The organism is Bacteroides muris (ex Fokt et al. 2023) (assembly GCF_024704895.1).
In the GTDB taxonomy this organism is placed as follows: Bacteria; Bacteroidota; Bacteroidia; order Bacteroidales; family Bacteroidaceae; genus Bacteroides; species Bacteroides muris.
Map to the genome: position 1 here is coordinate 1 of NZ_JAMZEE010000045.1, position 17,553 is coordinate 17,553.

A 17,553-nucleotide genomic window follows, 5' to 3' on the forward strand; every position below is an offset into this window, starting at 1 on the left:
CCAGATATGTTTTAAAACATAATCCTTGAAGGAAAAAGAATACAGAAAATAAGAAACACATTATATATATGCGAGCGCGCATCGGAATATACTAAGTTCACCCCTTGACATAGACCACAGAACGGCCGGCACCACGCTTGAGGAGCCCAAAGAAAACTGACAATAAACCTGCGAAAGGCTACATCCGGAAAGCCCGGATACTAAACGAGAACTACTGAACAACTTTTCTCACCACAGATATGTTTCTTTCTTACCACACCCGCGTTTCTTTCTTACCACAGCTGTGGTAAGAAAAGAACATTGCCGTGGAAAGATTAGTTTTTTTGGGAAAAAGAATAGGATAAAATGAAGATTTGAGCAGAATTGAGCATTTCAATTGACAGTCAGGAGGTTTCGGCATAGATTGGCACAAAGTGGCACAGATGCGGGAGACAGGCTTTGGGAAGAATATGGAAACAGATGCACTTCCAAATCATTACCCGACATCGGATGCACTCTTAATGTTAACGGTCTATATTTCTGCGTTCTGCGTAGGTTTACATTCTGCCCTTACAACTCCCATAAACTAATTTTGCACCAAACAAAAAGTAAGGATTATGAGGAGTACATTCAAGACCGTGTTCTACGTGAACGCAAGCAAGGAGAAAAACGGAGTTGTCCCCATCATGGGACGTGTGACCATCAACGGGACAATCGCACAGTTCAGTTGTAAACAGACCATCCCGAAGGCACTTTGGGACGCAAAAGGCAACCGCGCCAAAGGCAAGAGCAAGGAGGCACAGGCGGTAAACTTCGCGTTGGAGAACATTAAGGCACAGATAGCAAAGCACTACCAACGTCTTTCAGACCGTGAAGCCTGTGTGACCGCTGAAATGGTACGTAATGCTTATCAGGGCATAGGCACAGAATATGAAACCTTGTTACGTGCCTTTGACAAGGAAAACGCGGCTTTTGCCAAACGTGTGGGTAAAGACCGCTCCAAGCGCACATATCTGAAATACCTGACTGTCCGCAAGTATGTAGCCGAGTTTATCAGAAAGCAATATAAACGTGCCGACATAACGATGAACGAACTTACGGAGGATTTCATCCGCGACTATTGCCTGTATCTGCGCAACGAGGCAGGGCTTGCACAATCTTCCGTGTGGATATACTCCATACCATTGAAACATATCGTCACCACGGCTCACTACAACGGAAAGATACCGAGAAACCCGTTTGCAATGTACCACGTTGACCCCGACCACAAGGAGCGCGGCTTCCTTACGGAGGAGGAACTTCAGGCATTGGGTACTATCAAACTGGAGAATCCAAACTTTGCACTGGCAAGGGACTTGTTCCTGTTCGGGTGCTGGACGGGCATATCGTTCATAGACATCAAGAACCTCACGACTGATAATGTCGTGGAAATGAACGGTGCGCTGTGGATTGTGTCGAAACGGCAAAAGACAGGTGTTCCGTTCCAAGTCAAGCTGATGGACATTCCGATGCAGATAATCAAGCATTATGAACCGTTCCGAAAAGACAAGAGACTGTTCAACATAGGCTCACTTGACATGGTGAACAAACGCATAAAGAACATAGCGAGGAAGTGCGGCATCGAGAAGCCGGTTTCCTTTCACCTCAGTCGCCACAGCTTCGCTGTCATGGCATTGAACTACGGTATGCCGATAGAAAGCGTGAGCAAGATACTCGGACATACGGACATCAAGACCACGCAGATTTATGCCAAGGTAACGAACACGAAACTAAACAGCGACATTTCAGCCTTTGAGAACAAAATAATCGGACGTTTCACGATATAATCGCTTGATTATGGAACGGGACATTATTACGATGAATGAGTACGGTAGAGTGACTATACCCACTACTACAAATGTATGGATGGCGGAAGCAGAGTTGTCCTCATTGTTTGGTACAATCGCCCCGACACTCCGTACAGCCATCCGAGCCGTATATAAAAGTGGAGTGCTGAAACAACATGAGGCAGAACGGTATATCTGTTTGCCCGATGGCTACGGCATGGACGTGTATGCCCTGTCTATGGTCGTGGCACTCGCATTCCGCATCAATACCGAATGTGCGGCAAGGGTACGCGATGCCCTATTGGAAAGGTTCTACGGGCGAAAAGAGAAACAAGTCTTGTGGGTGTCAGTAAACAGACCGATGTGCGAGTGTTAGAGCGTGGGTACGTACATACGACAACCGCCCGAAGAAGCGACAATGCCACTCTTCTTCGGGCTTTCTTTATTCTTTCCTGCTCCTTTCCCTTATGCGATTTTCTGCATTTTCTCGTCTGTCTGTTATGATTGCACCGTTCCGCTTCGTTTTGCGTATCAATGTTTTAAGCATTGTGCCGTAGTTTTGCATCCGATTGTTTAACCCGTTGCAGACACTGTTGTCGGCGACATAAAACCAAGCAAAGCCTATGGCAGAACAAAACGAATTCATCCGCGTAGGGACAACCCTCTACAAGATTGTTGACCAGCCACTGATTGACGGAGGCTGTGTAAAGAAGCGCATCGCATGGAACTCCGAGACCTTGCGGCAGGACTACGGCAAAGACCGCATGGCGACCGTGCCGAAGTATGACGGGTTCTGTACCGTCCCCGACCATGTGGGCTACAAGCCCGTTGTCGGAAAGTTCCTCAACCTCTACGAGCCGATAGGATACCGACCGCAGGAGGGCTGCTTCCCCTACATCCGCTCGTTAGTGGAGCATATCTTCGGAGAGCAATACGAGTTGGGCATGGACTACCTGCAACTGCTTTACCTGCAACCTGTTCAAAAGCTGCCTATCCTGCTGTTGGTGTCCGAAGAACGGAACACGGGCAAAAGCACGTTCTTGAACTTCCTGAAAGCCATCTTTAAAGATAACGTGACGTTCAACACCAACGAGGACTTCCGCAGCCAGTTCAATTCCGATTGGGCAGGGAAATTGCTCATCATGGTGGACGAAGTACTGCTCAACCGCAGGGAGGACAGTGAACGGTTGAAGAACCTCAGTACTACATTGTCCTATAAGGTGGAAGCCAAAGGCAAAGACCGTAACGAAATCGGTTTCTTCGCCAAGTTCGTGTTGTGTTCCAACAACGAGCATTTGCCCGTCATCATTGACGCAGGCGAGACACGCTATTGGGTACGCAAGATAGGACGGTTGCAGTGTGATGACACCGATTTCCTGCAAAAGCTGAAGGATGAAATCCCCGCTTTTCTGTACTTCCTTATCCATCGGGAGTTGTCAACGAAAAAAGAAAGCCGTATGTGGTTTGCCCCGAAGCTAATTGAGACAGAAGCCCTGCGTAAGATAATCCGTAGTAACCGCAACCGCCTCGAAATAGAAATGGCGGACTTGCTGCTCGACATCATGGCGAAGATGGAGGTGGAAACGGTGTCATTCTGCCTGAACGACATCATCCCCCTGCTGTCGTGTTCGCAGGTCAAGGCGGAGAAGCCGCAGGTGCGTAAAGTGTTGCAGGAGTGCTGGAAATTATCACCGGCACCCAACGGGCTTACCTATACCACCTACGTGTATGGCGGTAACGGACGCTATCATACCCGTAAAGATGTGGGCAGGTATTACACCGTGACCAAAGGACTGCTGGAGAGCCTCTGATATTCTGTTGAATTGTTGAATAGATATAATATAATGTTGATATATAGCAAAATACAGGCTCAACAGAATACCAACAACACCCAACGGACGATGAAGAGGGAACGCAGCAGCATTCGGTTATACCATCACTTCTTCTTTTCGTTGCCGTTTGTTGGGCATCATGCGTTTGTTGAGGACAAGTTGAGCGCGTATCAAGCAATATAACAATGTGTTATGTGTCATATTCAACACTTCAACGCTTTTACACCCATCAACAAGTCCGTGGGAAAACGGCTGGATACCCCAAGCAGGTATTACGTATGCCGACATGCCATCATGCCGACAAGCAGACACGACAACATGACGACACAAAACAATGACGACATATCAACATGGCGACATGAGGTACACCCCAAGTTGGCGAAAGGGGAAAAGCATCCGACAACCACCGACAGCGCAGCGGATTTTCTGAAACGAAAAAGCCATAGCTCATTAGGGCGTTTTCTTCACGCACCGCTGCGCTAATGCTAAAAACGCCCCAATGAGCCAACGGGATTACACCCCTCTGGACACCCCCGTTTTCATGCGGCACGACCGCAGCGGACGGGCATGAACAAACAAGTTTGTATAACCTATAAAAACAAAAGACGAACATGGGATACATAAGCATCCAATTCAACAAGGTGAAAGGCTCGGCGGACACGGGCGCGTCTGACCACATCGAACGCAAGACCCTCCCCAAGAACGCCAACCCTACACGCACCTGCCTCAACCGTGAGCTGGTGGACTTCCCCGATGGCGTGACGAACCGCACCGAGGCAATCAACCACCGCATCCGCACGGCAGGCATCAAGAGGAAGATAACGCCCGACCAAGTGAGGGCAATCCGCATCGTGCTTTCGGGAACACATGAGGACATGATGAAAGTGCAGGACGAGGGCAGGCTGAACGAATGGTGTGCCGACAACCTACAATGGCTGCACCGCACGTTCGGACGGGAGAATACCGTTTCTGCAGTCTTGCACATGGACGAGTATACGCCGCACATCCACGCTACGGTCGTACCGATTGTAACAGGCGAACGCAGGAAAGCGAAAAAGAAGCAACAGGTGGAGGGCAAGCGCACCTACCGTAAGAAAACGGATGCCATTCGTCTGTGCGCCGATGACGTGCTGACACGAGAGAAGCTGACAGCCTATCACGACAGTTATGCGGAAGCAATGGCGAAATACGGCTTGCAGCGTGGCATCCGTGGTTCGGAGGCACGACATACCACCACTGCCCAATACTACCGAGACTTGAAGCGGCAGACGGGAGAACTTGAAGTCAATGTGCAGCAGTTGCAGACGGAAAGGCAACAAGCGGAACAGAAACTTGACGAGGTGAAGAAAGAAATTAGGTCGGAGAAACTGGAAGCCGCCAAGACCGAGGCGAAAGCCGCACTCGTGGCAAAGGTCGGTTCTTTTTTGGGCGGTGGAAAGTTGAAAGCGGAAAGGGAAGGATTTCAGCAGCGCATAGCGGAACTTGAAAACCAAAATGCAAGGTTGGAGCAACATATTAAGCAGATGGAACGTGAACACCAAGCCCAATACAGCAAGTTCAGCGAGTATATGGACAAGGTAAAACGATACTTCCCTCATGTAGAGAAACTGCTGCCCTTGATTGACTTCTGCCGTAATACGCTACACTTCTCCGAACAGATTATCCAAGAACTATGCAAGTTGAAGAAAGTGAACTTGAAAGGTGATTTCTATTCACCTGAGTTCAACCGTAAATTCCATGCAGAGGGGGCGGCTTTCTCGTTTGAAGAAGACAAAAGCAGGACAGGGCGTTTCCATATATGTGTGAACAACATTCCGCTTGTACAATGGTTCCGGCAGAAAGCGCATGAATGGAGAAACGGTTTGGGGCTTACTACCCCAAAGCAAGGTAACGGGATGAAAATCTGAATATGTATAAATTTCGCCCAAGAAGTAAAGATAATCATTCAATGAAAGGGACTTATCAAGAATTTTAGCTACTTTTGCAATTGGATTGGGGCAACCCTTTCCAAAACATAGAAAAAAGAAGAAGCGTTATGCTTATCTTGTACTTGAAAACGTAGGAAATTTTCAAATTGGATACAAGGATAGCATAGTGGTTCTCACGCTATAGCGTGGGCTGCTATTGTTACATCTGTATCCAAGGTTTCCTACGACCTTCAAGTAAAGAGTGTGGCATACAGTTCCACGCTTCGTGTTTCGGACAAGCGTCAATAATTATCATTTAAATAGTGAACATTATGAAGAATGTTATTATCTTATTATTTTGTGCAGTTGCATTAGTTATGACTTCTTGCACACTCTCTAACGAGGAAAAAGCTGAGAAGTTGGTTAAAGAGACGCTTAAAGGCTATCTATATCACCCAGATTCTTATGAACCAATATCAACAAAAGTTGATAGTATGTTCATTGATGTAACTACTATTGAACCTATTATGAAAATTAGTGATGACATCAAAGATTTGATGTCTAAAATAAACAGATGTAAAAGAAACATCGAATCTGCGGAATCTTCTATGGATATTTTTGCTCCTAATGGATATTCTTCTCAATACTCTCGTGGAGAATATGCGCGGGCAAAAAAAGAGAAAGAAGAAGCCAAATCTGATTTGGATAAATATACCAAGAAACTTTCAGAACAACTTGTTTCTCTAAAAGAAAATGTTGTAAAATATCACAAAGGTGAATTTACAGGTTGGGCAGTAAGTCATAGATTTAGGAGTCTTAATGGCACAGGTTCAATAACCATTCCGGGAGAAATGATTTTCTTTTGCGACAAAGAGTTTACAACTTGTGGCGGTTATGAAGTTGATAAGTTTGAGAACTTTGCAAAAATTTTGAAAGCTGTAGATGAGGCAACTTCTGATGAAGATATAATAGACTATTTTAGGGAGGATAGTTTTTTACTGTAATCCAGTCTTTTAATAGCTTAGAAAGTTAGCGTGCCTTAATGGCACGTTAACCTTTTATACAATGTAACCTTTATCAACGACAAATCTTTTTTTAGTATGCAAGCATTGTTTATTGGGGTAATTTGTATTATAGCTATTTCAATTTGTTATATAGTTATAACAAGGACACGCCTAAAAAACAAGTCCAAGGAACTTTCAGAAAAGTTAAACCACATATCTTCTTATGGCAATAAATCCAATTACGAGCAAGCAAAAGAAAGATTGTTGGTTTTAAACAACGAGGCATTTATTGATATTCCGACCGACCTTAATAACGTTTTTTCAGGGAGGGTAATATCTGCAACGCAAGAAAAAGATTTTGCCAATCATTATAAGCCACATTTTCAAAAATCGTATTCACTTGTTAAGAAACTTAAATCCTTTAATATCACTCCATCTGAAACCATATCCAAATTTATCAATGATTTTGGAGCTATCAATAAACTCGTAAAGCAACATAATGAAGAGGTAATTACATTTCTGCTTGACACGCATAAAGAGTTTTTCGACCATTGCCTGAAATATCCATTAGACAAGCAACAAAGACGCTCAATCGTTTCAGAAGAAGAAAATTGTTTGGTAGTTAGTAGTGCGGGAAGTGGAAAGACTTCATCCATCGTAGGAAAGGTAAAGTATTTGACTGAAATAAAGAAAGTCAATCCTCAAAATATCCTCCTTATCAGCTACACAAACAAGGCTGCCGCCGAATTGACAGAAAGAATGGGTATTACAGGTTTGAGAGGGTACACTTTTCACAAACTTGCCCTTGACATTATCGGACAAACAACAGGTCAAAAGCCATCAATATATGAAAAGACGGACGCGCTCTTCGTGAAAATCTACCATGAATTATTGAATGATAAGAAATTCAAGGAAAGCGTAATAGAATACTTTATTGATTATCAAACGCCCGAAAAGGAGTGGGAAAAGCGGAAGAATGAACGTAGGCAACAACTTTCAGAACAGAAGGATGTACGTTTGAAAGCATCGTTTCCTGATATGGACGGAAAAACTGTTTATGTACGAAGTGAGCAAGAGCAGAAAATATGCTTTGCGCTATCTTCCCTTAGCGTAAAATTCAGATATGAAGAACCATACGAACATCCATTGGCAGACGAGATGCACTCTCAATACAAACCGGATTTTTCCATATATTTTGAACAAAGTGGAAAAACAAGGCGAGTATATTTAGAGCATTTTGGAGTGGACGAACATGGACTTGTTCCTATATGGTTTGCCAAAGACAGAGGCATTACCTATGAAGAAGCAAACCAAAAGTATAACGATGGCATAACATGGAAAAAAGCGGCACATGAGAAATTTGGTACAGAGCTATTAACAACTTCAAGTGCAGATTTTCATTATTCCGATATTCGGGAGAAATTAAAAAACTTATTGGAAAAGACTGATGTTCCTATCCAAGAGAAAACAGATGCTGAATTATACGATATGATTCTTCCCCCGAATAGCAAGCAGGAGAAGGCTTTTATCCGCCTTGTCGTGACTTTTGTGACATTGATAAAGTCAAGCTGCAAATCTGTAGATGAAGTATTAAGGCAAACTAAAAACGCAGGGGACGAACGCAGTACATTCATTATCAAAAACATCTTTCAACCCGTTTATAAACGGTATATTGAAGAATTGACGAATATCAACCAAATAGATTTTACGGATGCAATCCTGCAAGCTACCGACATTTGTCGTTCCTCCCATTCTGTGAAGTATGATTATATCATTGTGGACGAGTTTCAAGACATATCCGTTGACCGTTACAACTTCTTAAAAGTATTGCGAGAGGGAAATCCGCCTGCTAAGTTGTATTGTGTGGGCGATGACTGGCAGTCCATCTATCGTTTTTCAGGGAGCGACATGGCACTTTTCAATCAATTTTCATATTACTTTGGTCAGACGGAAATCAACAAGATTGAAACTACATATCGGTTTGGAGAGCCTTTGGTCAGCCTGTCCTCGCAATTCATCCAACGCAACGAAGCCCAAATTAAAAAGAACATCCATCCTTTTAATCCACAAGTTAAAACAGAATTACAATTCTGTGATTATGAAAGGCGTGAATATTGCAATGTCATCGGACAATTGGTTGCGTCAATTCCATTGGACAAATCAGTATTTTTGTTAGGGAGATATTCCTTTGATGATTATTACCTGTCGTTCATGTATAAATCCGTGAAAGAGGGTAATCGTTTTTTCTATATCATCGGAGATAGGAAAATAGAGTTTCTGACCGTTCATAAATCCAAAGGACTTGAAGCAGACTATGTGATAGTTCTTCAATGTAACAAGGACACATACGGGTTTCCCTCACTTGTAAGCGATGACCCTGTTCTTAATTATGTCTTGACAAAAAGCGACCAATATCCATACGGAGAAGAACGTAGGCTGTTTTATGTAGCCATTACCAGAGCAAAAGTCAAGACCTATGTACTGTATGACAGACGCTTCCCTTCTGTTTTCGTGGACGAGTTCTTGCATCCGGAAAAAGTCACGGAAGAAAGTTATGCCAAGCATCCAAACGCCAACAAAAAGTGGACACGCAGTGCGGATAATTTTCTGCTTACCCTTTATCATGAAGGGAAAAGTATAAAATACATAGCCGAGAAAATGGGCAGAAGTCAAACCTCGATAGTAATGCGATTAGGAAAATTGGAAGGAAAACGGCAATAAAATACTGATTGCATTTCGTTTGTCGAAAATATATGTTACCTTTGCATAGAGTTGTTTGACAGCAATGTACTACACATCGCAGAATTTATGACCGTTGCCAAGTCATTACCTCACTTGTGGCAGAAAGTGCGCAAGTTGCTTATTTCTAAATTATTCCTGTCTTATAGCTGTATTTTAGGGAAAAACAGACTTAGAAAGTAAGAAGACAGCAATTATATTCTGGCATTTTACAAACTAACTATCCATAAAGAACGAAATGACATACTTCAAAGATAAAAGAAAAGAGAATGAAATCTGCCACAATACTGTGACAAACAGAAAAACTCAGCGACAGATAGGGTAAATATCAACCTAATTATTTATCTTTGTTAGCTTTTAAAAGTTAGCATACTAAAAACAATAAAGTGCAATGAAAGATTTTCTGAAATTTACGTTTGCCACCATTACCGGCATCATCGTATCAGTCGTTGTTTTAGTTTTCATCAGTATTCTGGTGGTTTTCAGTATGGTATCATCTTCGGAGTCGGAAACGCAAGTACGCAAAAACTCCATTATGATGCTGGATTTGAATGGTGCACTGGCTGAACGCAGCCAAGACAATCCGTTCGATGCCCTTATGGGAGACAATTATAAGACTTATGGTCTGGATGATGTACTCTCCTCTATCAAAAAAGCAAAAGAGAATGACGACATTAAAGGTATCTATATAGAAGCGACTTCGCTAGGTACAGGATTTGCTTCACGCGAAGAAATACGCAATGCATTGAAGGATTTCAAGGAATCGGGAAAATTCATCGTGGCTTATGGTGACAGCTATTCCCAAGGTCTTTATTATCTGTCAAGTGTAGCCGACAAGGTGTTGCTGAACCCGCAAGGTATGGTCGAGTGGAAGGGCTTGGCCGCTGCCCCCATGTTCTTCAAGGATTTGCTGGCCAAAATCGGAGTAGAAATGCAGATATTCAAAGTAGGTACCTACAAATCGGCTGTAGAGCCTTTCATCTCTACCGAAATGAGCCCTGCCAACCGTGAACAAATCGATGCTTACCTGACCTCTATCTGGGGAGAAGTGACCAATGATGTTGCAGAATCACGCAAAATATCTGTAGACTCACTGAACGCCATTGCCGACCGCATGTTGATGTTCTATCCCGCGGAAGAAAGTGTGCAATGCGGACTGGTCGATACATTAATATATAAGAATGATGTGCACAACTACCTGAAAGCGATGGTAGGCATCGACAAAGACGACCGCATGCCCGTACTTGGTTTACAGGACATGATTAACGTAAAGAAGAATGTTCCCAAAGACAAAAGTGGAAATGTGATTGCCGTATACTATGCCTATGGAGAAATTGATAGCGGTTCATCTTCTGCCTCCAGCGAAGAAGGCATCAACTCTAAAAAGGTGATAAAAGACCTGCGCAAGCTGAAAGATGATGAAGATATAAAAGCTGTAGTATTACGCATAAACTCACCGGGCGGAAGCGCCTATGGTTCAGAACAGATATGGTATGCAGTCAACGAACTAAAGAAAGAGAAACCGGTCATTGTTTCCATGGGTGACTATGCAGCTTCAGGAGGTTACTACATTTCCTGCAATGCAGACGCCATCGTGGCTGAACCTACCACACTGACGGGTTCTATCGGTATCTTCGGCATGTTCCCCAACGCAAAGGGGCTGACTGAGAAAATCGGGATAAACTTTGATGTAGTGAAAACCAATAAATACGCAGACTTCGGCATGCTGACACGCCCGATGAATGACAGTGAAAAGGGGCTGATGCAAATGTATGTAAACAACGGATATGACCTCTTCCTCACCCGCTGCTCCGATGGCCGAAGCATCAGCAAAGAAAACTTGAATAAAATTGCCCAGGGCCGTGTGTGGACCGGAAGCAAAGCCAAGGAACTAGGACTGGTCGACGAATTGGGTGGTTTAGACAAAGCTTTAGACATTGCCATTGCAAAGGCTGGAGTAGATGCCTATACTGTGATGAGTTATCCGAAAAAGAAAAGTTTCTTTGAAAGCCTAATGAACACCAATCCAGGTAACTACGTCAAAGTACGCATGCTGAAAGGCACAATGGGTGCGATATACCAGCAAATTAGCGTCCTAGAGAATTTTGACAAATATAACCGTATACAAGCACGTGTACCCTTTGAACTGAATATTCAATAAATGGAGGAAAACTTTATTAAGATATATCACTGGCTATATCCCCTATCATGGCTTTATGGGATAGGGGTATGCTTGCGAAATAAACTCTTTGACTGGGGCTGGCTCCGGTCAAAGAGTTTTGACGTTCCAGTAATATGTGTGGGCAACCTTGCTGTGGGTGGAACTGGTAAGACGCCACATACCGAATATCTGATAAAGCTATTACAAAAAAACGGAGTGAATGTAGCCACCCTCAGTCGGGGGTACAAGCGTAAAAGCCGAGGCTATGTACTGGCCGATGACAAGAGCAATGTACAGCAAATAGGTGACGAGCCATATCAAATTAAAAATAAATTCCCTAATGCATGGGTAGCAGTAGACGAAAACCGTTGCCACGGTATTGAACAACTGCTGAGACTGGAAAACCCCACCGTAGAAGCCATTATCCTAGACGATGCCTTCCAACATCGCCATGTAAAAGCCGGACTGAACATTCTACTGACTGATTTTCACCGATTACTATGCGACGATGCCTTGCTCCCTGCCGGAAGACTCCGCGAACCTTCAAGCAGTAAAAACCGGGCGCAGATAGTCATCGTCACCAAATGTCCGGATGACATCAAGCCAATAGACTTCAACATCATCGCCAAGCGGCTTCATCTTTATCCATACCAGCAACTGTACTTCTCCAGATTCCGCTATGGGATGTTGATGCCACTATTTCCTGAGAAAACGAACAGCCGGAAAATTCTCTCCTGCTTCACCGGAAACGAGCAGGTGCTGCTGGTGACAGGCATCGCCTCCCCCGCTCCCTTGCAGAAAGAAATAGAATCTTACACCTCACACGTCAATTTACTAGCATTTGATGACCATCATGACTTTACCCCCAAGGATTTATCGCAGATAAAGGAGCAATTCTTGCATCTGGAAGAATGTAAAAGACTGATAATCATCACAGAAAAAGATGCGGCAAAGCTAAAGATTCATTCTACACTGGATGAAATACTGAAGCCGCACATCTACGTGCTGCCGATAGAAATAGAAATTTTACAGAATCAACAATATATATTTAACCAAAACATTATTGGCTATGTTAGAGCGCATTCAAGAAACAGCAGCCTTTCTGAAAGGAAAGATGCATACCCAGCCTGAGACAGCAATCATCCTCGGTACCGGACTCGGCAGCCTTGCCAACGAAATCACCGAAAAGTATGAAATAAAGTACGAAGAAATCCCCAACTTCCCCGTCTCTACTGTAGAGGGGCACAGCGGAAAACTCATCTTCGGCAAATTGGGCAACAAGGACATCATGGCGATGCAGGGACGTTTTCATTTCTATGAAGGCTATTCCATGAAGGAAGTAACCTTCCCCGTACGCGTAATGCATGAACTAGGCATCAAAACTCTGTTCGTATCCAATGCCAGCGGCGGTACCAACCCGGATTTTGAAATTGGCGACTTGATGATTATCACCGACCATATAAACTACTTCCCCGAACATCCGTTGCGTGGCAAAAACATACCCTACGGTCCCCGCTTCCCGGATATGAGCGAAGCATACGACAAAGAACTGATTCGCAAGGCTGATGCTATTGCAGCAGAAAAGGACATCAAGGTTCAGCACGGTGTCTACATCGGTACGCAAGGTCCTACATTCGAAACGCCTGCAGAATATAAGCTGTTCCACATTTTGGGTGCTGATGCAGTGGGCATGTCCACCGTACCAGAAGTTATTGTGGCAAATCATTGCGGAATCAAAGTATTTGGTGTATCTGTCATTACAGACCTGGGTGTGGAAGGTAAAATCGTAGAAGTTTCTCACGAAGAAGTGCAGAAAGCTGCCGACGAAGCACAACCGAGAATGACAGAGATTATGCGGGAACTAATTAATAGAGCATAAGAAAGCATGAGAACAGAAATAGCCACCCTCGGCGAGTTCGGCCTCATCCACCACCTCACCGAAAGCATAAAACTAAAGAACGAGTCGAGCCGATACGGTGTCGGAGATGATGCCGCCGTCCTCTCCTACTCGGCCGAAAAGGAAGTACTCGTTACTACTGACTTACTGATGGAAGGTGTACACTTCGACCTTGTGTATGTACCTCTCAAGCATTTGGGATACAAATCGGCTGTAGTCAATTTTTCCGATATCTATGCCATGAACGGCACGCCGAAGCAAATTACCGTTTCCTTGGGTATATCCAAACGTTTCAGTATAGAAGACATGGAGGAACTCTATACCGGTATCCGTCTGGCTTGCGAAGAATATGATGTTGACATCGTGGGAGGAGACACCTCCGCTTCCTATACCGGGCTTACCATCAGCATCACCTGCATAGGCGAGGGGGAGAAAGGAAAAGTAGTCTACCGTAATGGTGCCCGCGTGACTGACCTGATTTGTGTCAGCGGTAACCTAGGTGCCGCCTACATGGGATTACAACTTTTAGAACGTGAAAAAGCGGTTCTCAAAGGAGGTGACAAAGATTTGCAACCGGACTTTTCGGGGAAAGAGTATCTTCTGGAACGTCAGTTAAAACCCGAAGCACGCCGTGACATCATCCAGAAACTGGCAGAAGAGGGTATACAACCCACCTCCATGATGGATATATCGGACGGTCTTTCTTCGGAATTACTGCATATCTGTACCCAAAGCAAAGTGGGTTGCCGCGTTTACGAAGAACATATTCCTATCGACTATCAGACAGCTGTAATGGCAGAAGAATTCAATATGAACCTGAGCACTTGTGCACTGAACGGAGGCGAGGATTATGAGTTATTGTTCACCGTCCCCATTGCCGACCATGAAAAGGTTGCCGAAATGGAAGGCGTCAAGCTGATTGGCCATATCACCAAACCAGAATTAGGCTGTGCACTAATTACCCGTGACGGCCAAGAGTTTGAACTCAAAGCACAAGGATGGAATCCTTTGAAGGAAGAAGAAGCGGAAAAAGCATAGCTATAAAACTTTTTCAATATTTTTTCTCAAATCATAAACACTGATAATTAGCCACATAGCCAATTATCAGCGTTTTTTATTATGAAAGCTATTGTATAGTACAAAAGTTTCACTATCTTTGCAACCGCAAAAGAGATAAACATGGTGCCATAGCTCAGTTGGTAGAGCAAAGGACTGAAAATCCTTGTGTCCCCGGTTCGATTCCTGGTGGCACCACTTTGAAGAAAAGCAAAAGACAGTAAAATCCTGATTTCCAAACGAAATCGGGATTTTTTGTTTTCCGGCGGAACGCAAAAAACGGCAGAATATTACAGTTGCTGGTGTTCCAAAAGGTGGAGCAAAAGAGGTGGAGCGCAAATCTCCACCGAATAAGATTACTTCTCTCTGATTTGCAACATTTTGCGTATCAAGAAAGCGTGCATGGTTTCCTACTTTTGTACAACGAAAAACTGTAGGAACATGAAAAGAGACTCATTCAATGTGCTTTTCTTCATCAAGAAAGCCAAACTGCTGAAAAACGGGGAAGCCTCCGTATGTATGCGTATCACCGTGAACGGTGCGCGAGTGGAAAACAATATCCGCAAGAGCATTGAACCAGCCTTGTGGAATCAGGCGAAGGAATGCGCTAAGGGCAAGAGCCGCAAGGCTTGTGAACTCAACCTCTTCATCGAACAGGCCAGAATCAAGTTGCGCAAACTGTTCGATGAACTGGAGGAGCGGAACTACCCTGTCACGTCCCGAATCTTGCAAGAGAAGTTTTTCGGGATTAACGAAGAAGTGAAAGAAGTCCGAACTCTCATCGGAACCATGCAGGAGCATAACGACCAATGTCGTGAACTTGTAGGAAAAGATTATGCCTTGATAACTGTCCGCCGTTATGAAAGTTGCAAGCGTTATCTGGCGGAACTTATCAGACAGAAATATGACAAGGAGGATTTACCGTTGTCAGAGGTCAACGGTGAATTGGTACGTGCTTTTGAGTTCTACCTCAAGACGGAAAAGTCTTGTCAGCAGAATACGGTTATCCGTTACATGAAGTGCTTGAAGAAGATAACCAACCTAGCACTTGCCAATGAATGGACATCCAAAGATCCTTTCATCGGTATCAAGTTTCATGAGAAAGAGGTAATACGCGAGTTCCTGACAATGGATGAGCTGCTCACTATCTATCATAAGGAGTTTCCATTGGAACGTATCACTATTGTCCGTGATGTTTTCATCTTTGCGGCGTTCACTGGGCTAGCCTTCATAGATGTGCAACAACTGGCACCGGAACATATCGTGGAGGATTCCAATGGCAACCTATGGATTCGCAAGCCTCGTCAAAAGACGAAGAACATGTGTAACATTCCCTTGCTTGACATTCCGATGCAGATTTTGAAGAAATACAAAAGCCATCCGATCTGCCAAAAGAAAAATGTGTTGCTCCCAGTCCCCTGCAATCAGAAGATGAACAGTTACCTGAAAGAAATAGCAGACCTGTGTCTGATAAACAAGACTTTGACCACACATGTCGCAAGACACTCGTATGCGACCTCTGTCTGCCTTGCCAATGGTGTGAGTATTGAGAACGTAGCGAAGATGCTCGGTCATTCCAATATCAAAATGACACAGCACTATGCCCGTGTACTTGATTCCTCCATTCTGCGAGATATGAATAATGTCAAGTCCGTGATGTCAAAAGTAATGCAATAGGTATGAGCAAGGTAATAATAACAATCAGTGAAACAGGTATAATTACAATTCCGGATGTACCCGTATGGATGACGCAATTCGAGATAGCCGACTTGTTCGGAGTATTCTCTTGCGACATCCGTAAGGCGATTCACGCTATATATTAAGAATAAGGAGTTGAGCGAATATGATACGATGAAGTATATCAAGCAACCGGATGGCATTAGTTATGATGTTTATAACATTGAAGTGATTATAGCCGTTGCATTCAGGATACGCAGTAAAGAGAGTATCTTGTTCAGACGGTTTGTGATAAATGAAATCGGTAGTATAAAGAAAGGAACTCCGATAATATTGTTTGTTTCTTGTGGCAGGGGAAATAACCGATGGTATAGTTGAGGCTCATTCCGTCAACCACCTGTTTCCGATGCTCAGATGCAAAGGTAGTATGTGGCTCTAACGGCAGCGGCAAGGTCAGGCGGCAGAGCCGTTTCAGACAGAATCTTCCTCCTATGGAGCGTATTCAGCCTGAAAACCTTGCCCCTGCCGGCCACACACAAGAATGGCATCCGGCAACGGAAACAAGCGACTGACGGGAAATCAGAAGAAACAAAAAGAAGGGAACGGCTTACAGACGAAGCGGAATATTGATGCTTCATCCGTAAGCCGTTCCTCTTTCTTTTGCCGAGAGTCCATTGCTGACGCAATCACAGGGCAGACGGCAAACTGCGCTCCTTCAAGAAAATCATGTGCCAGTCAGACGGTGACGGTATGCGGAGCGGTAGCTGTCTGCGAGCATCCTTTCGATGTCCGATTCACGGTAAAGGATTTTGCCGCCCAACTGGATATAAGCAATCCGTCCCTCGTTACGGTAGTCCTGAAGCGTCCGGCGGCTCACTTTCAGCCGTGCCGACACCTCCTTGTCGGTGAAGAAACGCTCGCCGCCCAGTGTCGGGCGATAGTTGGCGGTCAGGCGCTCGAAGCTGTCAAGCAGACGGTTAAGACTGCCCATGAAGTGGATTATCCACTCGTTGTCTTTGTTAATCAGTTCGTTCATATTACTCTGGATTTAGTGGGTATTGTTATTCTACTTTGTTCATTGCGTCAAGTTCATATCGTCCTTCCCTTGAATCTCGCTTCTTTCCGCCTGTCTTCCACGATGGAGACGATACGCTTCACATCTTCGGAACGGTAGTAGGTCTTGTGGTTGATTTGCGAATAAGCAAGCGTTCCGTTGTCCCATAGGGTCTGCAATGTTCGCGGACTGATGTTGAGCATCCGGCACACGTCCTGATTGTCCATCCACTCGCTCATTGTCTTTTCTCCATGCCGACGGCAGATGGCATCCATGCGGCAAACAAAACGGTCGAACTTGGTAACCATCGCCTCAAAGGTCTTTCTTTCGATAGATACGATTTCCATATACTTTTTCTTTTGATGTTATTTTTCTTTTGCCGCAAAGAAATATATAATCCGTTATCCGACAATGGATTTTT

General features: G+C 44.3%; 15 protein-coding genes, 1 tRNA gene and 1 pseudogene. 14 read left to right on the top strand and 3 right to left on the bottom strand.

Annotated features, from left to right (window positions below; genetic code table 11):
* Positions 1–596: 596 nt before the first annotated feature.
* The 14 genes and pseudogenes from M1B78_RS15115 to M1B78_RS15180 all read left to right on the top strand — a co-directional run bounded on the left by M1B78_RS15115 (position 597) and on the right by M1B78_RS15180 (position 16,456).
* The gene (locus M1B78_RS15115; RefSeq protein WP_257941113.1) at positions 597–1,805 is read left to right on the top strand and encodes a site-specific integrase; all 1,209 of its coding nucleotides are present in this window, start codon (positions 597–599) and stop codon (positions 1,803–1,805) included.
* Between the two features lie 10 nt (positions 1,806–1,815).
* Positions 1,816–2,181, top strand: a complete 366-nt coding sequence (locus M1B78_RS15120) for a hypothetical protein (protein WP_195483799.1) — start codon at positions 1,816–1,818, stop codon at positions 2,179–2,181.
* Between the two features lie 247 nt (positions 2,182–2,428).
* A complete protein-coding gene (locus M1B78_RS15125) occupies positions 2,429–3,616 on the top strand; it encodes a primase-helicase family protein (protein ID WP_257941114.1) in 1,188 nt (395 codons plus the stop codon).
* 213 nt (positions 3,617–3,829) lie between these two features.
* Positions 3,830–4,120: a hypothetical protein gene (locus tag M1B78_RS15130; protein WP_195483797.1), complete on the top strand. Its 291-nt coding sequence runs from the start codon at positions 3,830–3,832 to the stop codon at positions 4,118–4,120.
* Positions 4,121–4,248: 128 nt separating this feature from the next.
* Positions 4,249–5,544, top strand: coding sequence for a MobV family relaxase (gene mobV, locus M1B78_RS15135; RefSeq protein ID WP_257941115.1), 1,296 nt, complete (start codon positions 4,249–4,251; stop codon positions 5,542–5,544).
* A 332-nt stretch (positions 5,545–5,876) separates the two neighbouring features.
* Complete coding sequence (locus M1B78_RS15140) at positions 5,877–6,548, top strand: hypothetical protein (RefSeq protein WP_195483795.1); 672 nt, start codon at positions 5,877–5,879, stop codon at positions 6,546–6,548.
* 96 nt (positions 6,549–6,644) lie between these two features.
* Positions 6,645–9,269: a UvrD-helicase domain-containing protein gene (locus tag M1B78_RS15145; protein WP_172501061.1), complete on the top strand. Its 2,625-nt coding sequence runs from the start codon at positions 6,645–6,647 to the stop codon at positions 9,267–9,269.
* Positions 9,270–9,678: 409 nt separating this feature from the next.
* On the top strand, positions 9,679–11,448 hold the full coding sequence (gene sppA, locus M1B78_RS15150) for a signal peptide peptidase SppA (protein ID WP_257941116.1): 1,770 nt from the start codon (positions 9,679–9,681) through the stop codon (positions 11,446–11,448).
* The gene (lpxK, locus tag M1B78_RS15155; protein ID WP_257941117.1) at positions 11,449–12,579 is read left to right on the top strand and encodes a tetraacyldisaccharide 4'-kinase; all 1,131 of its coding nucleotides are present in this window, start codon (positions 11,449–11,451) and stop codon (positions 12,577–12,579) included. It begins immediately after the preceding gene.
* Positions 12,518–13,327, top strand: coding sequence for a purine-nucleoside phosphorylase (locus M1B78_RS15160; RefSeq protein ID WP_136010571.1), 810 nt, complete (start codon positions 12,518–12,520; stop codon positions 13,325–13,327). The genes lpxK and M1B78_RS15160 overlap by 62 nt, the downstream gene beginning before the upstream one ends.
* A 6-nt stretch (positions 13,328–13,333) precedes the next feature.
* A complete protein-coding gene (thiL, locus tag M1B78_RS15165) occupies positions 13,334–14,383 on the top strand; it encodes a thiamine-phosphate kinase (RefSeq protein ID WP_136010570.1) in 1,050 nt (349 codons plus the stop codon).
* 143 nt (positions 14,384–14,526) lie between these two features.
* Positions 14,527–14,599: transfer RNA gene (locus M1B78_RS15170), tRNA-Phe, on the top strand.
* A 243-nt stretch (positions 14,600–14,842) separates the two neighbouring features.
* Positions 14,843–16,078, top strand: a complete 1,236-nt coding sequence (locus M1B78_RS15175; RefSeq protein WP_257941118.1) for a site-specific integrase — start codon at positions 14,843–14,845, stop codon at positions 16,076–16,078.
* Between the two features lie 2 nt (positions 16,079–16,080).
* A pseudogene (locus tag M1B78_RS15180) lies at positions 16,081–16,456 on the top strand (hypothetical protein).
* Between the two features lie 32 nt (positions 16,457–16,488).
* Here the strand turns inward: M1B78_RS15180 and M1B78_RS15185 are convergent.
* From M1B78_RS15185 to M1B78_RS15195, 3 genes are all read right to left on the bottom strand, one after another.
* Entirely contained in the window at positions 16,489–16,716 is a 228-nt protein-coding gene (locus M1B78_RS15185) for a hypothetical protein (RefSeq protein WP_257941119.1), read from the bottom strand.
* 86 nt (positions 16,717–16,802) lie between these two features.
* Positions 16,803–17,114, bottom strand: a complete 312-nt coding sequence (locus tag M1B78_RS15190) for a helix-turn-helix domain-containing protein (RefSeq protein WP_257941120.1) — start codon at positions 17,112–17,114, stop codon at positions 16,803–16,805.
* Between the two features lie 53 nt (positions 17,115–17,167).
* Entirely contained in the window at positions 17,168–17,479 is a 312-nt protein-coding gene (locus tag M1B78_RS15195; RefSeq protein WP_257941121.1) for a helix-turn-helix domain-containing protein, read from the bottom strand.
* Positions 17,480–17,553: the final 74 nt, after the last annotated feature.

Coding starts and splice junctions, on each gene's coding strand:
- M1B78_RS15115 (WP_257941113.1), top strand. CDS start 597: ATGAGGAGTACATTCAAGACCGTGTTCTACGTGAACGCAAGCAAGGAG.
- M1B78_RS15120 (WP_195483799.1), top strand. CDS start 1,816: ATGGAACGGGACATTATTACGATGAATGAGTACGGTAGAGTGACTATA.
- M1B78_RS15125 (WP_257941114.1), top strand. CDS start 2,429: ATGGCAGAACAAAACGAATTCATCCGCGTAGGGACAACCCTCTACAAG.
- M1B78_RS15130 (WP_195483797.1), top strand. CDS start 3,830: ATGTGTCATATTCAACACTTCAACGCTTTTACACCCATCAACAAGTCC.
- mobV (WP_257941115.1), top strand. CDS start 4,249: ATGGGATACATAAGCATCCAATTCAACAAGGTGAAAGGCTCGGCGGAC.
- M1B78_RS15140 (WP_195483795.1), top strand. CDS start 5,877: ATGAAGAATGTTATTATCTTATTATTTTGTGCAGTTGCATTAGTTATG.
- M1B78_RS15145 (WP_172501061.1), top strand. CDS start 6,645: ATGCAAGCATTGTTTATTGGGGTAATTTGTATTATAGCTATTTCAATT.
- sppA (WP_257941116.1), top strand. CDS start 9,679: ATGAAAGATTTTCTGAAATTTACGTTTGCCACCATTACCGGCATCATC.
- lpxK (WP_257941117.1), top strand. CDS start 11,449: ATGGAGGAAAACTTTATTAAGATATATCACTGGCTATATCCCCTATCA.
- M1B78_RS15160 (WP_136010571.1), top strand. CDS start 12,518: ATGTTAGAGCGCATTCAAGAAACAGCAGCCTTTCTGAAAGGAAAGATG.
- thiL (WP_136010570.1), top strand. CDS start 13,334: ATGAGAACAGAAATAGCCACCCTCGGCGAGTTCGGCCTCATCCACCAC.
- M1B78_RS15175 (WP_257941118.1), top strand. CDS start 14,843: ATGAAAAGAGACTCATTCAATGTGCTTTTCTTCATCAAGAAAGCCAAA.
- M1B78_RS15185 (WP_257941119.1), bottom strand. CDS start 16,716: ATGAAGCATCAATATTCCGCTTCGTCTGTAAGCCGTTCCCTTCTTTTT.
- M1B78_RS15190 (WP_257941120.1), bottom strand. CDS start 17,114: ATGAACGAACTGATTAACAAAGACAACGAGTGGATAATCCACTTCATG.
- M1B78_RS15195 (WP_257941121.1), bottom strand. CDS start 17,479: ATGGAAATCGTATCTATCGAAAGAAAGACCTTTGAGGCGATGGTTACC.